Origin of the sequence: Massilia genomosp. 1 (genome assembly GCF_011682185.1) — a bacterium.
Classification (GTDB): Bacteria; Pseudomonadota; Gammaproteobacteria; order Burkholderiales; family Burkholderiaceae_D; genus Telluria_A; species Telluria_A rubra.
Genome location: NZ_WHJF01000020.1, coordinates 44343 through 62042 on the forward strand (window position 1 = coordinate 44343; position 17700 = coordinate 62042).

At 65.5% G+C, this 17700-nt stretch carries 14 protein-coding genes; 5 read left to right on the forward strand and 9 right to left on the reverse strand.

Features of this window, described 5'->3' with window-relative positions:
* Position 1: 1 nt before the first annotated feature.
* Positions 2–1534 (forward strand): hybrid sensor histidine kinase/response regulator, encoded by a 1533-nt coding sequence (locus F1735_RS10110; protein WP_167236811.1) that lies wholly within the window; start codon positions 2–4, stop codon positions 1532–1534.
* On the opposite strand, the gene F1735_RS10115 is transcribed toward F1735_RS10110, so the two are convergent.
* From F1735_RS10115 to F1735_RS10125, 3 genes are all read right to left on the reverse strand, one after another.
* Positions 1531–3747: an ATP-binding protein gene (locus F1735_RS10115; RefSeq protein WP_229505699.1), complete on the reverse strand. Its 2217-nt coding sequence runs from the start codon at positions 3745–3747 to the stop codon at positions 1531–1533. The genes F1735_RS10110 and F1735_RS10115 overlap by 4 nt on opposite strands.
* Before the next feature lie 128 nt (positions 3748–3875).
* Positions 3876–5762, reverse strand: coding sequence for an MFS transporter (locus F1735_RS10120; RefSeq protein ID WP_167236812.1), 1887 nt, complete (start codon positions 5760–5762; stop codon positions 3876–3878).
* Between the two features lie 63 nt (positions 5763–5825).
* Positions 5826–6530, reverse strand: coding sequence for a helix-turn-helix domain-containing protein (locus F1735_RS10125; RefSeq protein ID WP_229505700.1), 705 nt, complete (start codon positions 6528–6530; stop codon positions 5826–5828).
* A gap of 171 nt (positions 6531–6701) precedes the next feature.
* Here F1735_RS10125 and F1735_RS10130 point away from each other — a divergent pair, with 171 nt between their 5' ends.
* Entirely contained in the window at positions 6702–7115 is a 414-nt protein-coding gene (locus F1735_RS10130; RefSeq protein ID WP_167236813.1) for a hypothetical protein, read from the forward strand.
* 2 nt (positions 7116–7117) lie between these two features.
* Positions 7118–7912: a DUF2145 domain-containing protein gene (locus tag F1735_RS10135; protein WP_167236814.1), complete on the forward strand. Its 795-nt coding sequence runs from the start codon at positions 7118–7120 to the stop codon at positions 7910–7912.
* A gap of 6 nt (positions 7913–7918) precedes the next feature.
* On the opposite strand, the gene F1735_RS10140 is transcribed toward F1735_RS10135, so the two are convergent.
* The 5 genes from F1735_RS10140 to F1735_RS10160 form a co-directional block, all read right to left on the reverse strand.
* Complete coding sequence (locus tag F1735_RS10140; protein ID WP_167236815.1) at positions 7919–8983, reverse strand: ABC transporter ATP-binding protein; 1065 nt, start codon at positions 8981–8983, stop codon at positions 7919–7921.
* Positions 8984–9007: 24 nt separating this feature from the next.
* A complete protein-coding gene (locus F1735_RS10145; RefSeq protein ID WP_167236816.1) occupies positions 9008–10774 on the reverse strand; it encodes an ABC transporter permease in 1767 nt (588 codons plus the stop codon).
* A gap of 63 nt (positions 10775–10837) precedes the next feature.
* Entirely contained in the window at positions 10838–11929 is a 1092-nt protein-coding gene (locus tag F1735_RS10150) for an ABC transporter substrate-binding protein (protein WP_167236817.1), read from the reverse strand.
* A gap of 26 nt (positions 11930–11955) precedes the next feature.
* Positions 11956–12900 (reverse strand): tripartite tricarboxylate transporter substrate binding protein, encoded by a 945-nt coding sequence (locus F1735_RS10155; protein ID WP_167236818.1) that lies wholly within the window; start codon positions 12898–12900, stop codon positions 11956–11958.
* A gap of 70 nt (positions 12901–12970) precedes the next feature.
* Positions 12971–14047 (reverse strand): porin, encoded by a 1077-nt coding sequence (locus F1735_RS10160; protein ID WP_167236819.1) that lies wholly within the window; start codon positions 14045–14047, stop codon positions 12971–12973.
* A 144-nt stretch (positions 14048–14191) separates the two neighbouring features.
* Between F1735_RS10160 and F1735_RS10165 the strand changes: the two genes are divergently transcribed.
* Both F1735_RS10165 and F1735_RS10170 read left to right on the forward strand, forming a co-directional pair.
* On the forward strand, positions 14192–14887 hold the full coding sequence (locus tag F1735_RS10165) for a response regulator (protein WP_167236820.1): 696 nt from the start codon (positions 14192–14194) through the stop codon (positions 14885–14887).
* Between the two features lie 7 nt (positions 14888–14894).
* A complete protein-coding gene (locus tag F1735_RS10170) occupies positions 14895–16373 on the forward strand; it encodes a sensor histidine kinase (RefSeq protein WP_167236821.1) in 1479 nt (492 codons plus the stop codon).
* On the opposite strand, the gene F1735_RS10175 is transcribed toward F1735_RS10170, so the two are convergent.
* Complete coding sequence (locus tag F1735_RS10175) at positions 16370–17692, reverse strand: homoserine dehydrogenase (RefSeq protein ID WP_167236822.1); 1323 nt, start codon at positions 17690–17692, stop codon at positions 16370–16372. The genes F1735_RS10170 and F1735_RS10175 overlap by 4 nt on opposite strands.
* Between the last annotated feature and the right edge of the window lie 8 nt (positions 17693–17700).

Sequence of the window (17700 nt, forward strand, 5' to 3'; positions counted from 1 at the left end):
TATGGAAAAGCGTATCCTGATCTACGCCCCGACCGGGCAAGACGCGGTGCTGGCGTCGAAAATGCTCACCCTCGCGCAAGTCGACAACCTGGTCGCCGAAAACGTCCAGAAACTCGCCGAAGAACTCTTGATCGGCGTCGGCGCCGTGCTCACGGTCGAAGAAGCGCTGTCGAACGGCGGCATGAAAGCGCTCGGCGAATTCGTCCAGCGCCAGCCCAACTGGTCGGACCTGCCGATCGTGCTGCTCACGCACCGCGGTCCCGATTCGCTCAGCGTGCGCCAGGCCATCAGCGCCCTCGGCAACGTCACCCTGCTCGAGCGCCCGGTGCGCACCCTGACCCTCATCACGTCGCTGCAATCGGTGCTGCGCGCCCGCGAAAAACAGTACCAGGTGCGCGAAACCGACCGCCGCAAGGATGAATTCCTGGCCAGCCTCGGTCACGAGCTGCGCAACCCGCTCGCGCCCATCCGCACCTCGATGAGCGTACTCAATCACCTGTATCCCGACCAGGCGCCCGTCAAGAAGGTGAGCGACGTGATCGAGCGCCAGGTCGCCCATCTCACCCGGCTGGTCGACGACCTGCTCGATGTGGCCCGCATCAACAGCGGCAAGATCGAACTGCAGCGCGACTACACCACCTTTGCCCAGGTGATGGAACACGTCACCGAACTGTGCTCGGCCGCCGCGGCGGGCAAGCGCATCAAGATCGACGTGGCCATGCCGCCGGGCGACGTGGTGCTCTACGCCGACTACGCGCGCGTGGTGCAGATCGTCGCCAACATCGCCTCGAACGCGGTCAAGTTCACGCCGGCCGGCGGCTACATCACTGTGCGCGGGCAGGTCGAATTCGGCGCCCTCAACATCTACGTCAAGGATACCGGCATCGGGCTCGAAGCGGCCGCCATCGGACGCATCTTCTTCATGTTCGAGCAAAGCCGGCCGCCCTCGGGCCAGATCGCCAGCGGTCTCGGAATCGGTTTGAGCCTGTCGCGCCAGTTCGCCGAAATGCATGGCGGCAGCGTGCATGTCACCAGCGAGGGACTTGGCAAGGGCAGCGAGTTTATCGTCACCCTGCCGGTGGTGACCGAAGCGCGTCCGGCCATGGCCACGCCCATGGCCGACGTCATCGGCTCGATCGACCGGCGTCCCAAGGTGCTGGTGGTGGACGACAACCGCGATGCGGCGGACTCGCTGCAGGCGCTGTTCGAAATGGAGAACTGTAACGTCGCCACCGCGTACGACGGCTTTGAGGCGGTGCAGGCGGTCGAACAGGGCATGCCCGACATGATCGTGATGGACCTAGGCATGCCGAGCATGGACGGTTACGAAGCGGCGCGCCGCATCCGCTTGAAACCCGGCTCGCAGTCGGTGCTGATGATCGCCCTGACCGGCTGGGGCCAGAGCGACGCGCGCCAGCGCACCCTGGACGCGGGCTTCGACCATCACCTCATCAAGCCGGTCAACTTCGACGACATCAAGCGCCTGGCCGACGGCCGCCTGGCCAAGGCGCAGGGCTTGCGCCTGATCGGCTAGCCGGCCGTTTTCGCCAACTGCGGCGCCTCGAGCGCCTCCATCAGGCGCGCCATGTCCACCGGCTTGACCAGGTGCGCGTCGAACCCGGCGCCGAGGGCGCGTTCGCGGTCGCTGTCCTGCCCATAGCCGGTCAGCGCCACCAGGCGCACCTTGCTCGTTGCCGGGTCGGCGCGCATGCGGCGCGCCACCTCGTAGCCGTCGATGCCGGGCAGGCCGATATCGACCAGCGCAATATCGGGGCATGCCAGCGCGGCCTGGCGCAGGCCGTCGACGCCGTCGATGGCCGTGTCGACCCGGTACTGCTGCGCTTCGAGCATCATGGCCATCATCTCGCGCCCGTCCTCGTTATCTTCGATCAGCAGCACGCGCTGGCGCGACGAGGGCGCCGGCGCCGGCACGCTCACCTCGGATTGGGGCGCGTGTACGCGCGGCAGGCGCAGCTCGAAACTGCTGCCCAGGCCCATGCCGGCGCTGCGCACGTCCGCCCTGCCGCCATGCATCAGGGCCAGTTGGCGCACCAGCGCCAGCCCCACGCCCAGGCCGCCCTGGGCGCGGTCGAGCGGGCGCGCACCCTGCACGAACAGGTCGAACACATACGGCATCAGCTCCGGCGCGATCCCGATGCCCGAATCGGATACGCACAGCACCGCTTCCTCGCCCTCGGCCTTCACGGTCACCGAAATGGTGCCGCCGGCCGGGGTGTATTTGAGTGCGTTGTCGAGCAGGTTCGAAACGATCTGCTCCAACCGGGTCGGGTCGCCATCGACCCACACCGGCGCGCTATCGACGCGCAACTCATGGCGCGCCGAGCGCTGCGAGGCGCGCAGGGTGGCCATGTAATTGTCGATCACCTGGTCCAGGCGCAGCGCGCGCCGCTCCAGCAGGATCTTCCCGGAGTGAACCCGGCCCATGTCGAGCAAGTCGTCCACGATGCGGGTCAGGTGCCCGCTCTGGCGCGTGATGATCTCGCGCGCGCGCTCGCTGGCGGCGGCCGGCATGCCCGGATGGGCCATCACGCCCGTCGCGTTGACGATCGCCGCCAGCGGGTTGCGCAATTCGTGCCCCAGCATCGCCAGGAATTCATCCTTGGCCCGGTTCTGCTGTTCGGCCTTGGTGCGCGCCTCGTGTTCGCGCTCGAACAAGATTTCGCGCTCGGTTTCGGCGACAAGGCGCGATTGCCTTTCCTGCTCGACCACCGCCGCCGCCGCCACGATCGCGGCCTGCACCTCGTCCACCTCGGCCACGCCCGACACGGCGCTGCGGGCCGCCTCGCCGCTGCCGCCGAGCGCATGCGCCGAGCGCGCCACCTGGCGGATCGAGCGCGACAGCCGGCGCGCAAAGAACACGGCGGCCAGCGTGGCGCAGCACACCGCCGCCGCCAGTCCGATAATCGACACCATCAGCGCGCTGCGCGCCGCCGATTCGATTTCGGCTTCCGGCACGCCCACGGCCACCGTCCATCCGGACAGCGCCGAGCGTTCCAGCACCGTGTACAGCTTCATGTTGTCGTCGCTGGCGTTGCGGATCACGCCGATGGTCTTGCTGCGGATCGCTTCGCGCAGGTCCGGGCGGGTCTCGCCGCGTCCGGCCGCGCCGCCGCCGTAGGTCTGGGCGATCGTCATGCCGTTGCGGTCGTACACGCCGGCCAGCCAGGTCGGCGGCGCGTTCACCTGGGTCAGCACGCCGTTGAAATGGTCGATCTTGAAACCCTGCGCGATCACGTAGCGCATGCCGTCCGGCGTGGTGACCGGCACGTCGACCACCACCAGCAAGGCTTGCGTGACGACCCCGCGAATCAGGTTGGAAATTTGCGGCGTGCCGGCGCCCAGCACCTGGGCCACGCGCTGGGCCGCGTCCGGCTCCGGCAAGGGTGCGCCGAACGGCACCGCGGTATTGATCAACTGCTGCCCGCGCTCGTCGAGCAGCGCGGTCCAGGTGGCGCCCACCTTGTCGGCGAAGCGCGCCTGCTCGTAGAAGCCGGCCAGGTCGCCGCGCGCCAGGTGCGGCGAGGTGGCCAGCATGCGCACCGCGCTCTGGGTGTTGGTCAGTTCGCGGTCGATGCTCACCAGCGAGATGCGCGCCGTTTCGCGCACGCCCTTGAGCGCCGCTTCGCGCTCGGCCTTGAGCAGCATGTTGAGCGAAATCGTCGAGAACAGAATGACCGGAATCAGGATCGCCGCGACCATCAGCGCGAGATAGGCGCGGATTTTCATGGCGGCGGCGTCAAAAGACTGTTCATGGAATACTGCGGCCTTTGCAAAACGGGAGAAGTGGCAACATGCCGTACGATTGCAATTATAACCACTTTCTCACGAATTCTTACCGTCGGATAAACCCGTCCTTACTTCCAGTCGCCGCGCAGCGCCAGCACCTGCTTGTGCAGGTAATCCGGGGTGGCCTCTTCCGGCGCCACCGGCGCGCCGACCGCCAGCGCCAGGCGCGAACGCGGTCCGCGCGCAAAACTGCGCTCGAACAAGTTGCCCGGGTCGCGCGTGAGCAAACTGCCCCACAGGCCGCGCAGCGCCATCGGAATGACCGGCACCTTGCTGCGTTCGACGATCTTGGCGATCCCGCCGCGGAACTCGCCCATCTCGCCGGTCGAGGTCAGGCGCCCTTCCGGGAAGATGCATACCAGGTCGCCTTCGTGCAGCGCCTGGGCGATGTCGATGTACGCTTTCTCCATCAGGAACGGGTCTTCCTTGGCCGGCGCGATGGGAATGGCGCGCGCGGTGCGGAACAACCAGCCCATGAGCGGCATCCTAAAGATTTTATGGTCCATCACGAAGCGGATCGGGCGCGGGCTGGCCGCGCCGATCACCAGCGCGTCGACATAGCTGACGTGGTTGCACACCAATACCGCCGGGCCTTCCTCGGGGATGCGCTCCACGTCCACCGTCTTGACGCGGTGGATGGTGTGGATCAGCATCCAGGCCACGAAGCGCACCAAAAATTCCGGCACCAGCGAGAAGATGTACAGCGCCACGAGGGCATTGAGAATCGCGGTGGCGAGGAACATCTCGGGTATCGTGAAGTGCAGTTTGATCATCAAGATCGCCATGCCGGCCGCGCAGATCATGAACAGCGCGTTCAGGATGTTCATGCCGCCGATGGTGCGCGACAGGTGGGCCGGCTCGCAGCGCGTCTGGATCAGCGCGAACAGCGGCACGATGAACAGGCCGCCGAACACGCCCACCATCGCAATATCGAACAGCACCCGCGTCACGCCCGCCTGCGCCAGCATGCCGAGCATGTCGACCGGCAGCGCCGGGCGCACATAGCCCATGCTGGCGAAATACAGGTCGATCCCGAACAGCGACAGGCCGATCGAGCCAAACGGCACCAGGCCGATTTCGACCTTGTGGCCCGAGAGCTTTTCGCACAGCAGCGAGCCGACGCCCACCCCGACCGAGAACACGGTGAGCAGCATCACGAACACGCTCGAGTCGCCATTGAGGAACTCCTTGGCGTACAGCGGGAACTGCGACAGGATGATGGCGCCGTAAAACCAGAACCACGAATTACCCAGCATCGACAGGAACACGGTGCGGTTCTTGCGCGCGTGGCCGATGTTGCGCACCGATTCGGCAAACGGATTCGGGTTGATCTTCAGGTCCGGCATCGGCGCCGGCGAGTGCGGAATGCGGTAGCTGGCCAGCAGCCCGAGCAGCGCGAAGAACATGGTGGCGCCGGCCACCAGCAGCAGCCCGTTTTTCATCACGACCAGCGCCGCGCCCAGGATCTGCCCGAGCAGGATGCCCACGAACGTGCCCATTTCGACCACGCCGTTGCCGCCGACCAGTTCTTCCGGTTTCAGGTGCTGCGGCAGGTAGGCATACTTCACCGGGCCGAACAGGGTCGAATGCACGCCCATGCCGACCACCGAGGCGATCAGCAGCCACAGGGTGTGCGTCATCCAGCCGATGCCGGCCACCAGCATGATGGCGATCTCGAACATCTTCACGAAACGCGCCAGGCGCCCCTTCTCGACCTTTTCGGCAATCTGCCCGGCGGTCGCCGAAAAGACCACGTACGGCAAGATGAACAGGCCGGGAATGAGACTGTTTAACACGGCCGGATCGAGCGTGGTCCAACTGGCCGCTTCGTACGTCAATATCACCAGCAAGGCGGTCTTGAAGACGTTGTCGTTGAAGGCGCCGAGGAACTGGGTCCAGAAAAACGGCGCGAAGCGGCGCTGCGTCAGGAGGGAAAACTGGCTGGCTTGACTCATGCTGATCGTTCTCTCAGGGTCTTGATGTGGCAAAAAAGGTGGCTGTTCATCGTCAGGGTACCATCACGGCTGGCGCAGCAAGGCCTTGAAGGCCTGCGGCACCCACGGCCGCGCGGCCACGATGAAGCTGATCGCGTGGCGCTGGTCGAACGGCAGGCGCGTTTCGTGCTGGTGCTGCTGCGAGAATTCGGCCGCTACCTGCTTGAGGCGTTCGAGCAGCGCCGCGCCGGACTGCTTCGACAGCATCACGTTCACCAGCCGCATGACTTCATCCTCGCCATCGAAGCGCGAGTTCAGGTAGTCGGCCGCCGCCTCGTGCCGGAAGTAGCCCTGGATCGGGCCATTCGCGATCCAGCCGAAGGTGCGTGCGATCAGCAGCTTGACCCGGTTATTCGGCAGCAGCTCCAGAAAGCCGATGCGGTCGAGCCGCAACAGGTATTTGGTCACTTCCGCTTCGCTCATGTCGTAAAAACGCACGATATCGTCGAAGCAGATGTGGTTCATGGCCGACACGGCCACCACCAGCAGGCGCGGGTCGCCGATGATTTCGCGCTCCTGCGCCAGGGTCAGGTGCGAGATCAGGGTCGGCGCCGACTGCGCCGCACTGAGCTCGTCGAACTCGATACCGGTGGCGGTGAGTATCTCGTCGAGCCGCTGCAAGGTGAAATTCTTCTGTGAAAACATACGCTTAACGCTGGCCTCCGACATGCCGATCCGTCCGGCCAGGTCGCCGTAAGTGATGCCGCGCCCCTTCAACAAGCGCTTCAAGGTGTCGACAAGTGTAATTGCGTGCGGCATTTCCGTATCCCTATGAATTCTGGTAGCAAATACTAATACTTATTCGCAATAAAAGCGATACGGCCTATCAATTTCATTGAGCAAAGGCCAATCTTGCGTAAGATGTCCTTGCCAACCCGGCCAACCCGATGAAAGAACCGCATGAAAACCAAGCTGATGATCGTCGCCCTCGCCTGCGCCCTGTTCGGCGCCAATCCGGCCGCGCTGGCCCAGGGCTCGAACCTGTCGTCCACGCCGAGCAATGTATCGGGCGCGGTGGTGATGGGAAGCCTGCTGGTGGTCGCCGTGGGGGGCAGCGTGGTGGCGCAAAGCGTGGAGAACGTCGCCGACGGCACCATGGTGGTGCTCAAGAACGTGGCCGACGGTTCCACCGCCACCGTCAAGTTGAGCGGCGACGGCGCCAAGGGCTTTTCCAAGCTGGTCGGGCAGACCGTCACCGTCACCGCCACCGCCAGCGGCCATGTGCTGATCGTGGCCGGCAAGGTGATCGCCTTCATTCCGACCGAAATCGGCAAAAGCCTGCTGCACCACTCGCAAACCGGCGAGAAGGGCTGAGCATGATCGGCCTCGCTCTGCGTCTGCGTTTGCTCCTGCTGCTGGTGCTGGCCATGCCGCTGCCATTCGCGCACGCCGGCACCGCCTGCGAGGAAGTGGCGCAGGACGCTACAAAGTTCGTCAAGGCGGTCAAGCTGGCCGAAAACACCAGCGCCGCCCTCGATGCTTCCGGCGCCGAGGTGGCCCTGATCGCGCGCGTCGGCCAGGATCTGTCCAGATACGACCTGCGCTACTCGCACATGGCCTACGCCTGGCGCGACCATCCCAAGGGCCGCTGGACCGTGATGCACCTGCTGAACCAGTGCGGCACCGCCAGCTCGAAGGTGTTCGACCAGGGCCTGGCCAACTTCTTCCTCGACGACTTGTTCGCCTACGAGAGCCAGATCGTGATCCCGGGCGCGCAAAGCCAGAAGCGCATCGTCGCCATGCTGTCCTCCGAGGCGCCGACGCGCCTGCACGGTGCCCACTACAACATGCTGGCCTTCCCGTTTTCGACCAAGTACCAGAACTCCAACCAGTGGGTGCTCGAAACCTACGCCGCCAGCGAGTCCGCCATCGACGAGCGCAGCGCCGCCCAGTCCTGGCTCAAGCAGGCCGGCTACGTGCCGAACACGATCTGGGTGCCCTCGGTCAAGCGCCTCGGCGCGCGCGTGTTCCGCGCCAACGTGGCCTTCGACGACCATCCGCTGGGGCGCCGCATCGCCGGCCAGATCGACATCGTCACCGTCGAATCGGTGGTGCGCTTCGTGAAGAAGCGCGATCCCGCCGTCACCGAAAGCGTGGTCGGGATACGCTAAGGCGGGTCAGAACACCCACAGCTTCTCGGGCGGCATGTGCAGCCAGTAGCTGCCCGCCTCCAGCCGGTACTTGGAATACGCGCGCAGGCTGAAGTCCGCGCGCTTGAACAGGCATTCCCAGCGATCGCCCAGGTACATGCAGGTCAACAGCGGCAGTTCGAGCGCGTTATCGACCTGCCGGGCGCTGATTTTCACATCCTCGACCCGGATCAGCGGCGTGGCCTCGCCACCGATGCGCGCGCCGCGCGCCGTGCCGCGCATGCTCACGCCATCGACCAGCACCGTCAGCGCGCCATCGCTGGCGGCCACCACCTGGCCTTGCAAGCGGTTGTTACTGCCCATGAATTCGGCGGTGAACAAGGTCTCGGGCGTCTCGTACATGCTCTGTGGTGAGCCCTGCTGCTCGATCCTGCCGTTATTGAGCAGCAGGATGCGGTCCGAAATCGCCATCGCCTCGCCCTGGTCGTGGGTGACCATCAGGGCCGACAGGCCAAGCCGCACGATCAGCTCGCGCAGGAACGCACGCGCCTCTTCGCGCAGCTTGGCGTCCAGGTTCGAGAGCGGTTCGTCGAGCAAAATCACGGGCGGGTTGTACACCAGCGCGCGCGCAATCGCCACCCGCTGCTGCTGGCCGCCGGAGAGCTGGTGCGGAAAGCGCTCGCCCAGGTGGCCCAGGCCCAGCTGGCCCAGCACTTCCTTGACCTTGGTTTCGATATCGCTCTTGCCCATCTTGCGCAGGGTCAGCCCGTAAGCCACGTTGTCGAACACGGTCTTGTGCGGCCACAGCGCGTACGACTGGAACACCAGTCCCAGGCTGCGGTGCTCGGCCGCCATCTCGAACTTGCGCGCGCCGTCGAACACGCGCCGCTCGCCAATGTCGATGGTGCCGCTCTTCGGGCTTTCCAGCCCCGCCACGGCGCGCAGCAAGGTGGTCTTGCCGCTGCCCGAAGGCCCCAGCAAGGCCACCACTTCGCCGCGCTGCAGGTGCATCGATACGCCCTTGAGGATCTGGTTGGCGTGTACGCCGGTGCCATAATCGAGGTGCAGGTCGTTGACAGTCAATTCATTCATGGAGATTTCCGATCCGGATAGTGTTTATTGATGCAGCTTGACGCCGAAGCGCAGCGCAATGCCCAGGCCAATGGCCACCAGCGTGATATTGATGAACGAGAGCGCCGCCACCAGGTCGGTCGATCCACCGGCCCACAGCGATACCAGCATCGCGCCGATGACTTCGGTGCCCGGCGTGAGCAGGTACACCCCGGTCGAGTATTCGCGCTCGAAAATCAGGAACACCATCAGCCAGGCGCCCAGCATGCCGAATTTGATCAGCGGCAGCGTCACGTCGCGCGTGACCTGGCCGCGCGTGGCGCCCACCGCGCGCGCCGCCTCTTCCAGTTCCGGCCCCACCTGCAGCAGCGCGGTCGAAATCAGGCGCATGCCGTACGCGAGCCACACCACCGAATACGCCAGCCACAGGGCGAAAATGGTCGAGCGCACTTCGCGCAGCAGCGGAATCGCATGCTCGCTGAGCCACAGCGCCGGACCGAGCCCGCTCGCCTTGAGCATGCCATCGAGCCAGCTTGGCACGAACAGGAACACCCACAGGAACGACAGGCCGGCCAGCAGGCCCGGTACCGCGCGCGGCACCAGCACGCTGTAGTCGAGCATGCGGGTAATGCCATCGGGCTTGCGGTGCATCGCCAGCGCGATCGCCGTGTAGCACACCACCGCCAGCGCCCCGCCGATCACCCCGATCAGCACCGTGTTGAAAATCCCGCGCACCAGCGAATGCTGCTCGAGGATGTCGCGGAAATGCTGCAAGGTCAGCACATCCCACAGCACCACGCCCTCGCCCCAGTTCTGCACAAAGGAGCGCAGCACGATGCCCGACAGCGGCAGGATGATCGTCACCAGCAGCCAGCCGGCCAGCAGCGCAAACGCCAGCCACTTCCAGCGCCCCAGCGGCATGGCCTTCTGGCGCGCGCCCTTGCCCTTGATCGACACATACTTGTTGGCCGATTTCAGCAGCCAGCGTTGCAGCATCACCAGCGGCATGGTCACCATCACCAGGCACACCGCCACCGCCGCCATCAGGTGGTACGAGGGCGTGCCCATCTTGTTGGTCAGCTTGTACAGGTAGGTGGCCAGCACCAGATGGCCTTCCGGGTCGCCCAGCACCAGCACCAGGCCGAACACTTCGAAGCCGAGGAAAAACACCAGCACCCCGGCATACGCCAGCGCCGGCATGATCATCGGCAGCGACACGTTGATCATCACGCGCAGCGGCGAGGCGCCGGCCACGCGGGCCGCCTCCTCCACGTCCGAACCCAGGCTCTTCAAAGCCGAGGAAGCGTACAGGTACACGTGCGGCACGTGGGTCAGGCCGGCGATGATGACGATGCTGGTGAACGAGTAGATATTCCAGGGGATGAAGCCGAGCAGCTGCTTGGCCCATACCGAATAAAAGCCCACGGGCCCCATCGACACCACATAGCCGAAGCCCATCACCATGGGCGAGACGAAAATCGGCACCAGCAGCAGCGGCGCGATCGCCCCGCGTCCCGGCAGGTCGGTGCGGACCATCAGAAAGGCCAGCATGCCGCCCAGCGGCACCGCGATGGCGGCCAGGCCGCTGGCGAGGATCATGCCGTTCTTGAAGGCCTGGGCGAAATCCGGGTCGTCGAAAATGAAGGCGTAGGCTTCGAAGCCCAGGGTTTTTTCCGGCATGAAGAACGGCGCGGACAAAAAACTCTGGTAAAAAATCAAAAACAGCGGCAGGAAGATGGCGACGCAGGCGAGCGTCACCACCAGGCCGCGCGGCCAGTTAAGCCGCGTGGCCCGCAATGATAAGGTGGTCATGTCAGGTCCGATCTTGGGATGAAGGAGGTGGGCGCTGGCCCACCGTGCTGGCGCTTACAGGGCTTACTTCTTGCCGGCGGTTTCTTTCCACTGCTTGAGGAAGGCCATGCGCTTGGCTGGCCCGAGGAACTGCAGCACGACCGGGTGTACCGGGATCGGCTTGACGTTCTTTTCGCCGATGATCTTGATCAGTTCGGCCGACGTGGTCTCGCCCTTGACGTCGGCGCGGATCGCGAACAGCTTCGCGTCGTTGGCGATCACGGTCTGGCCGCGCACCGACAGCAGGTAATCCATCCACAGCTTGGCCGCGTTCGGATTCTTGGCGGCCTTGTTGATGAACTGGACGCGCGACATGATCAGGGTGTAATCGGCCGGCAGCACCACGCCCAGCGACGGGTCGGTCTTGGCGCGCACCAGCGCGTAGGAACCGAGCACGTTGTAGCCGATCAGGTTTTCGCCCGACGAAATCCGCTCCAGCATGGTGCCGGTGGAGGACTGCACCCGCACCTTGGCCGCGCCGAAGGCGTTTTCCAGGTCCAGGAACTGCGGGTTTTCGCGCGCGTCGGCGGTCATGAACATGAAGCCCACGCCCGATTTTTCGATGTCGTAGGTGGTGACCTTGTCGCGGAATTTTTCGGTCTTGATCAGGGTCGCAAAGGCGGCGTGGGTGCGCGGCACGTCGTTGACCGCCAACAGGCGCTTGTTGTAGACGATGGCGGCGGGCTCGAAGGTGGTGCCGTAGGCGCTGTCGTTCCACACCGCCCATGCCGGCAGCTTGGCCGCTTCCTGCGACTTGTACTGCAGCGCGTGGCCGTCCGAGGCCAGGCGCATCTGCAGGTCCATCGCCGACGACCACACCACGTCGGCCGTATTGCCGCCGGCGGCCGCCTCGGAAATGAAGCGGTTGTACACTTCGGTCGAATTCATGTCGTTGTATTCGACCGTCACGCCCGGATACAGGACGTTGAAGTCCTTGATCAAGGGTTGCGCGGCCTTGCTGTCGGTGGCCGAATAGATCACCAGCCTGGCCTCCTTTTTGGCGCCGTCGATGATCTTCTGGTAGTCGGCCGGGTAGCCCGCCGGGACCTGCGCCAGGGCGCTTCCCGCAAAGGTAAGGGCAATGCCGGCACTGATAAAGGAACGTTTGATATTCATGGTGTCTCCGGATTGTTGTTGTGTTTTTAACGAATCAGTTTGAATTGCCTGGCCTGCCGGTTGTAGTCGGCGACCGCCTTGTGGATGTAATCGGTCAGTGCCTGCCCGGTCAGCGTGAACGGATACAAGCCGTGCGCCGAGCGCAGCTTGTCGAAATCGGGGCTGGCCGTCATGCGCTCGAAACTGCCTACCCAGCGCCGGTACTCGCTGTCGGCCACCTTGGGCCCCATCCACACGCCGCGGATGATCGGCCACACCACATCGACGCCCTGCTCGCGCGCGGTCGGCGCCTGCGCCAGCACGCCCGGCAAGCGCTGCTCCGACAGCACCGCCAGCACCCGCACCTTGCCGGCCCCCGAGTACAGGCTCGCTTCCGAGGCGTCGCCCGAAACCACCTGCACATGGTTGGCGTGCATCGCGGTAAACGCCTCGCCGCCGCCTTCCAGCGCCACGAAACGCAGCACCTTCGGGTCGATCCCGGCGCCCTTGGCCAGCAGCGCCATCTTCATCCAGTCCTGGCTGCCGATCGTGCCGGATACGCCGATCAGCACCTTTTCCGGCTCGCGCCGCAAGGCACCCAGCAAGTCGGCCAGGTTGCGGAAAGCCGAATCGGAACGCACCGCGATCATCCCGTAGTCGGCCCCCAGGGCGGCCACCCAGCGCACGTCGTTTTCGCTGGCCTTGCCGAACTTGCCCTGCGCAAGATTGAGGAGCGAGCCGCCCGAAAACGCGACCAGGGTATCTTTCTCGCTGCCGCGCTGGGCCGCCATGGTGTGCCAGGCCACCGCGCCGATCCCGCCCGGCAGGTACGACAGGCGCAGCGCAGGGGCATCGGCATCGCCCTTGAGTCCTTCGCGCGCCAGCTTGCAGGTCAGGTCCATCGCCCCGCCCGGCTTGGACGGCACGATGCATTCGGCGGCAGCCGCTTGCAAGGCGGCGCAGGCGATCAGGATGGAAAACAGGGTCTTCATGGCGGTGGCCTCTCAAGTCGGGCGCGGCGATCGGACAAGCATGATAGCCCCGCCAGTCATGTACAGCGCATCAGAAGCGATGCTGGATACCGGCCGTGAGCCCCTTTTGCGTGGTGCCGAAACCGGCGTCGTCGCGCGACAGTCCCACCAGCTTGCCGTTATCGGCCTTGGCGTAGGCCGCCGCCACATACAGGTCGGTGCGCTTGGACAGCGCGACCATGCCGCGTACCACGTACATGACCGGGTCGGCGTCGGTATTGGCGGCGACGTTCTTGACGTCGACGTAATACACCGCGCCGGTCAGGGTCAGCGCCGGCGTGGCGAAGTAGCTGGCGCCGCCCCACCAGGTGGTGGCGCGCACGTCCGGGGTGGCTGCCTTGGCCGCTTCCAGGGTGTAGTCGCGCGCGCCGGCGGTCAGGCGCATCACCTCAGTCTTGTAGTCGACGGCCACATGCAAGGCCGTAGCCTGGTCGCGCCGTCCGGCACCAAGCACCGTATTGGCGTTCACTTGCTCGTAGGCCGCCATCGCCGCGAAGCTGCCGCGGGTCCAGGAGCCGGCCACCGAATATTTGCGGCTGTCGGCGCTGCTGCCGGCCTGCTCGCCCAGGCCGATGCTGGCGCCGTATTTGAAGTCGCCGGCCTTGCCGGAATATTTGACCAGGTTGTCGAAGGCGGTCGTCATGCCGTATTTGGACGAACCGGTGGCGTTCGAGGACGTGGCCCACGAGTAGTTCGGCGCGTAGCCGAGCGGGTCGAACAGGATCACGAAGTCGTAGGTGGTGGTAAACGAGCGTCCAATCAGCACGCGGCCGAAGCCGCCGTCCAGCCCCACGAAGGCCTGGCGCTTGAACAGCGCGCCGTCGGCGGCGCCGGTATCCATCAGGATCCCGCCTTCCAGCCCGAACACGGCTTTCAGGCCGCCGCCCAGGTCTTCGGCGCCGCGCAGGCCCCAGCGCGAGGTGTTTTTACCGCCCGAGATGACGCGGGTGGCGTTGTCGCCGGCGGCGTTGGTATTGGTGGTGTAGTCGACGCCGGCGTCGATCAGCCCGTAAATCTGCACGCTGGACTGGGCCTGGGCGGCGCTTGATGTCGCCAAAGCGGCCGGCAGGGCGGCCGCCAGCGCGAGCGTAAGCACGGATGGTTTCATTCTTGTCTCCTGGGTTTTTATGTTTTATGTGGTACCGGGCCCACTATATGTTCGCCATCCTTTCAATTGGCTTTCAGTACGCGCATGTACCGGCCAGGCCACACAGTCCGAGCTTTTTTGCGCGCTTGGGGCTACACTGCCCCGATGCGAATACTCCTGGTTGAAGACCACATCGAACTGTCGCACTGGCTTTCCAAAGCCCTGCGCGACGCCCATCTGAGCGTCGAATGCGCCGCCAACGGCGCCGACGCCGACGCCCTGCTGCACACGCAGGACTACGCGCTCGTCATCCTCGACCTGACCCTGCCCAAGATGGACGGCCTGGACGTGCTGCGCCGCCTGCGCGCCCGTGGCGGCGCGCGCGCCAAGACGCCGGTGATGATCCTCACCGCGCGCGGCGGCCTGGAAGAACGGGTCCAGGGCCTGAACCTGGGGGCCGACGACTACCTGGCCAAGCCGTTCGAGCTGGCCGAACTCGAAGCGCGCGTCAAGGCGCTGCTGCGCCGCAGCCAGGGCGGCGAAGCGCTGGTGCATCAGTGCGGCGCCCTCAGTTTCGACACCGTCACGCGCATGTTCTCGTACGGCGGCGCGGCGCTGGCGCTGACCCCGCGCGAACACGCGGTGCTCGAAGCGCTCATTACCCGCCCGGGGCGCGCGGTCTCGAAAGAAAAGCTGTTCGATGAAGTGTTCGCGCTGGAGGACGACGCCAATCTCGACGCCATCGAGCTGTATATCCATCGCGTGCGCAAGAAGCTCGAACGCGATCACGTTGGCGCGGCCGCGATTACCACCCTGCGCGGCATCGGCTACCTGCTGCAGCCGCGCGGCACGCCCCCATGACCTGGCGATGACGCCGTTGTACGCCACCCTGCGCCGCAGGATCAAGGCCGCGCCCCTGGGCAGCCTGCGCAGCCAGCTGCTGCGCTGGCTCCTCATTCCGCTGGTGCTGCTGGTGGCCCTGAACGCGGTTTCGGTGTACGACAACGCGCTCGACGCGGCCGACATGGCCTACGACCGCTCGCTGCTGGCGTCAACCCGCGCGCTGGCCGAACGGGTCGCCATCAAGGATGGCAAGGTGGTGGCCGATGTGCCCTACGTGGCGCTCGACTCGTTCGAAACCGATACCTTGGGGCGCATCTACTACAAAGTGAGCGGCATCGACGGCGAGACCGTCTCCGGCTTCGACGACCTGCCGCCGGTGCCGGCCAACGTGCCGCGCTCGGAAGCCTATCCGGCGCTGGTGCGCTTTTACCACGCCGACTACAACGGCGAGCAGGTACGCATCGCCGCCCTGCTGCAACCGGTGTACGACGATTCGATGCGCGGCATCGCCCTGATCCAGGTCGGCGAAACGCTCGACGCGCGGCGCGGCCTGTCGCGCAAGATCCTGCTCGACACGCTGTTGCGCCAGGCCGTGATGGTGCTGGCAGTCGCCTCGCTGGTGTGGTTTGCCGTGCGGCTGGTGCTGCGGCCCCTGATGCGCCTGAAAATCGAAGTCGAAAACCGCGCCCTGAACGACCTGTCGGATGTCGACCAGGCGCTGGTGCACAAGGAGGTGCGCCCGCTGGTGGCGGCCATGAACGGCACCATGTCGCGCATGCACAACCTGATCGCCAGCCAGCGCCGCTTCATCGCCGACGCCTCGCACCAGTTGCGCACCCCGCTCACCGTGCTCAAGACCCAGGCCGAACTGGCGCTGCGCGAAAACGACGCGGCCGCGATGCGCGAGATCGTCAAGTCGATCGCCGCCACCACCGACGCCACCGTACACCTGGCCAACCGCCTGCTCTCGCTGGCGCGGGTCGAACATGGCAGCGAGGCGGCCAATATGGCGCCGGTCTCGCTGACCGCCATCGTGCGCCAGGTGGGACTGGAAATGGCGCTGCCGGCCGTGCAAAAACAGATCGACCTGTCGCTCGACGCGGTCGACGAGGCGCTGGTCGACGGCCAGGAACTGATGCTGCATGAAATGGTGAGCAACCTGGTCGACAACGCGATCCGCTACACCCCGGCCGGCGGCAGGGTGGCGTTGCGGGTCAGGGTCGACGGCGTCAAGGTACAACTCGATGTGGAGGACAGCGGCTGCGGCATCGCCGACGACGAGCATGAAAAGGTGTTCACCCCGTTCTACCGGTCCTCGGGCGCGCTCGAGACCAACCCCGGCGGCACCGGCCTGGGCCTGGCGATCGTGCGCGAGGTGGCGAGCCTGCACCGCGCCGACGTGCGTCTTGCAGGGGCCAGCCCGGCGCCGGGCCTGAAGGTCGCGATTCGCTTCGATGCGGCCGCCGCGCCAGGGCGCCCCGCGACGCGGGGCGAGGGCGCTTAACTCAGGTTTTCGAGGCGGATCTTGACGACCTGGCCCACCACCGCGTCGAGTTCCTCGATCTTGCCGATCGCCGCATCGATGTTCTTTTCCTGCGTCTGGTGGGTCAGCATGATGATGTCGGTGCGCGTCTCGCCTTCGCCCGGCTCTTTCTGCATCACCGCGTCGATCGAAATGCTCGCGTCGGCCAGGATGCGCGTCAGGTCCGCCATCACGCCCAGCTGGTCCTTCACGTACACGCGCAGGTAGTAGCTGGTGGTGATCTCGGACATCGGCAAGATCGCCACGTTGGTCAGCTGGTTCGGCTGGAACGCCAGATGCGGCACGCGGCATTCCGGATCGGCCGTGGCCAGGCGGGTGATGTCGACCAGGTCGGCGATCACCGACGACGCTGTCGGCTCCGCGCCCGCGCCCTTGCCGTAGTAAAGCGTGGCGCCGACCGCGTCGGCCTGCACCAGCACCGCGTTCATCGCCCCTTCCACGTTGGCGATCAGGCGCTTGACCGGGATGAGGGTCGGATGCACGCGCAACTCGATGCCTTCCACCCCATCGACGACGGCGCGCTTGGTGATCCCCAGCAGCTTGATGCGGTAACCGAGCTGCTCGGCGTAGCGGATATCGATCGCCTGCAGGCTGCTGATGCCTTCCACGTGCGCCTTGTCGAACTGCACCGGGATGCCGAACGCGATCGCCGCGATGATGGTCGCCTTGTGGGCGGCGTCCACGCCTTCGATGTCGAAGGTCGGATCGGCTTCGGCGTAGCCCAGTTCCTGCGCCTGTTTCAGCACGCTGCCGAAATCGAGGCCCTTGTCGCGCATCTCGGACAAAATGAAGTTGGTGGTCCCGTTGATGATGCCGGCCACCGATTCGATGCGGTTCGCGGTCAAGCCTTCGCGCAGCGCCTTGATGATCGGGATGCCGCCGGCCACCGCCGCCTCGAACGCCACCATCACGCCCTTGGCCTGGGCCGCCGCGAAAATCTCGTTGCCGTGCAGCGCCAGCAGCGCCTTGTTGGCGGTGACCACGTGCTTGCCGTTGGCAATCGCCCCCAGCACCAGCTTCCTGGCCGTGTCGCAGCCGCCAATGAGTTCGACCACGATGTCGATGTCGGGATGGTTGACCACCAGTTCAGGGTCGCCCACCACCTCGCAGTCGGCGCCGACGATGGCGCGCGCGCGTTCCACGTTGCGCACCGCGACCATCGCAATCTCGATGCCGCGCCCGGCGCGGCGCCGGATTTCTTCCTGGTTGCGTTTAAGGACGTTAAAGGTGCCGGCGCCAACTACGCCAAGGCCGATCAGGCCGATTTTGATGGGTTTCATAGTTCTTT

Bases quoted from the DNA above. Each gene is read 5' to 3' on its own strand.
- F1735_RS10140 (WP_167236815.1), bottom strand. From the start codon at position 8,983: ATGAATGAATTGACTGTCAACGACCTGCACCTCGATTATGGCACCGGC.
- F1735_RS10160 (WP_167236819.1), bottom strand. From the start codon at position 14,047: ATGAAACCATCCGTGCTTACGCTCGCGCTGGCGGCCGCCCTGCCGGCC.
- F1735_RS10165 (WP_167236820.1), top strand. From the start codon at position 14,192: ATGCGAATACTCCTGGTTGAAGACCACATCGAACTGTCGCACTGGCTT.
- F1735_RS10175 (WP_167236822.1), bottom strand. From the start codon at position 17,692: ATGAAACCCATCAAAATCGGCCTGATCGGCCTTGGCGTAGTTGGCGCC.
- F1735_RS10150 (WP_167236817.1), bottom strand. From the start codon at position 11,929: ATGAATATCAAACGTTCCTTTATCAGTGCCGGCATTGCCCTTACCTTT.
- F1735_RS10115 (WP_229505699.1), bottom strand. From the start codon at position 3,747: ATGAAAATCCGCGCCTATCTCGCGCTGATGGTCGCGGCGATCCTGATT.
- F1735_RS10155 (WP_167236818.1), bottom strand. From the start codon at position 12,900: ATGAAGACCCTGTTTTCCATCCTGATCGCCTGCGCCGCCTTGCAAGCG.
- F1735_RS10170 (WP_167236821.1), top strand. From the start codon at position 14,895: ATGACGCCGTTGTACGCCACCCTGCGCCGCAGGATCAAGGCCGCGCCC.
- F1735_RS10120 (WP_167236812.1), bottom strand. From the start codon at position 5,762: ATGAGTCAAGCCAGCCAGTTTTCCCTCCTGACGCAGCGCCGCTTCGCG.
- F1735_RS10135 (WP_167236814.1), top strand. From the start codon at position 7,118: ATGATCGGCCTCGCTCTGCGTCTGCGTTTGCTCCTGCTGCTGGTGCTG.
- F1735_RS10130 (WP_167236813.1), top strand. From the start codon at position 6,702: ATGAAAACCAAGCTGATGATCGTCGCCCTCGCCTGCGCCCTGTTCGGC.
- F1735_RS10145 (WP_167236816.1), bottom strand. From the start codon at position 10,774: ATGACCACCTTATCATTGCGGGCCACGCGGCTTAACTGGCCGCGCGGC.
- F1735_RS10110 (WP_167236811.1), top strand. From the start codon at position 2: ATGGAAAAGCGTATCCTGATCTACGCCCCGACCGGGCAAGACGCGGTG.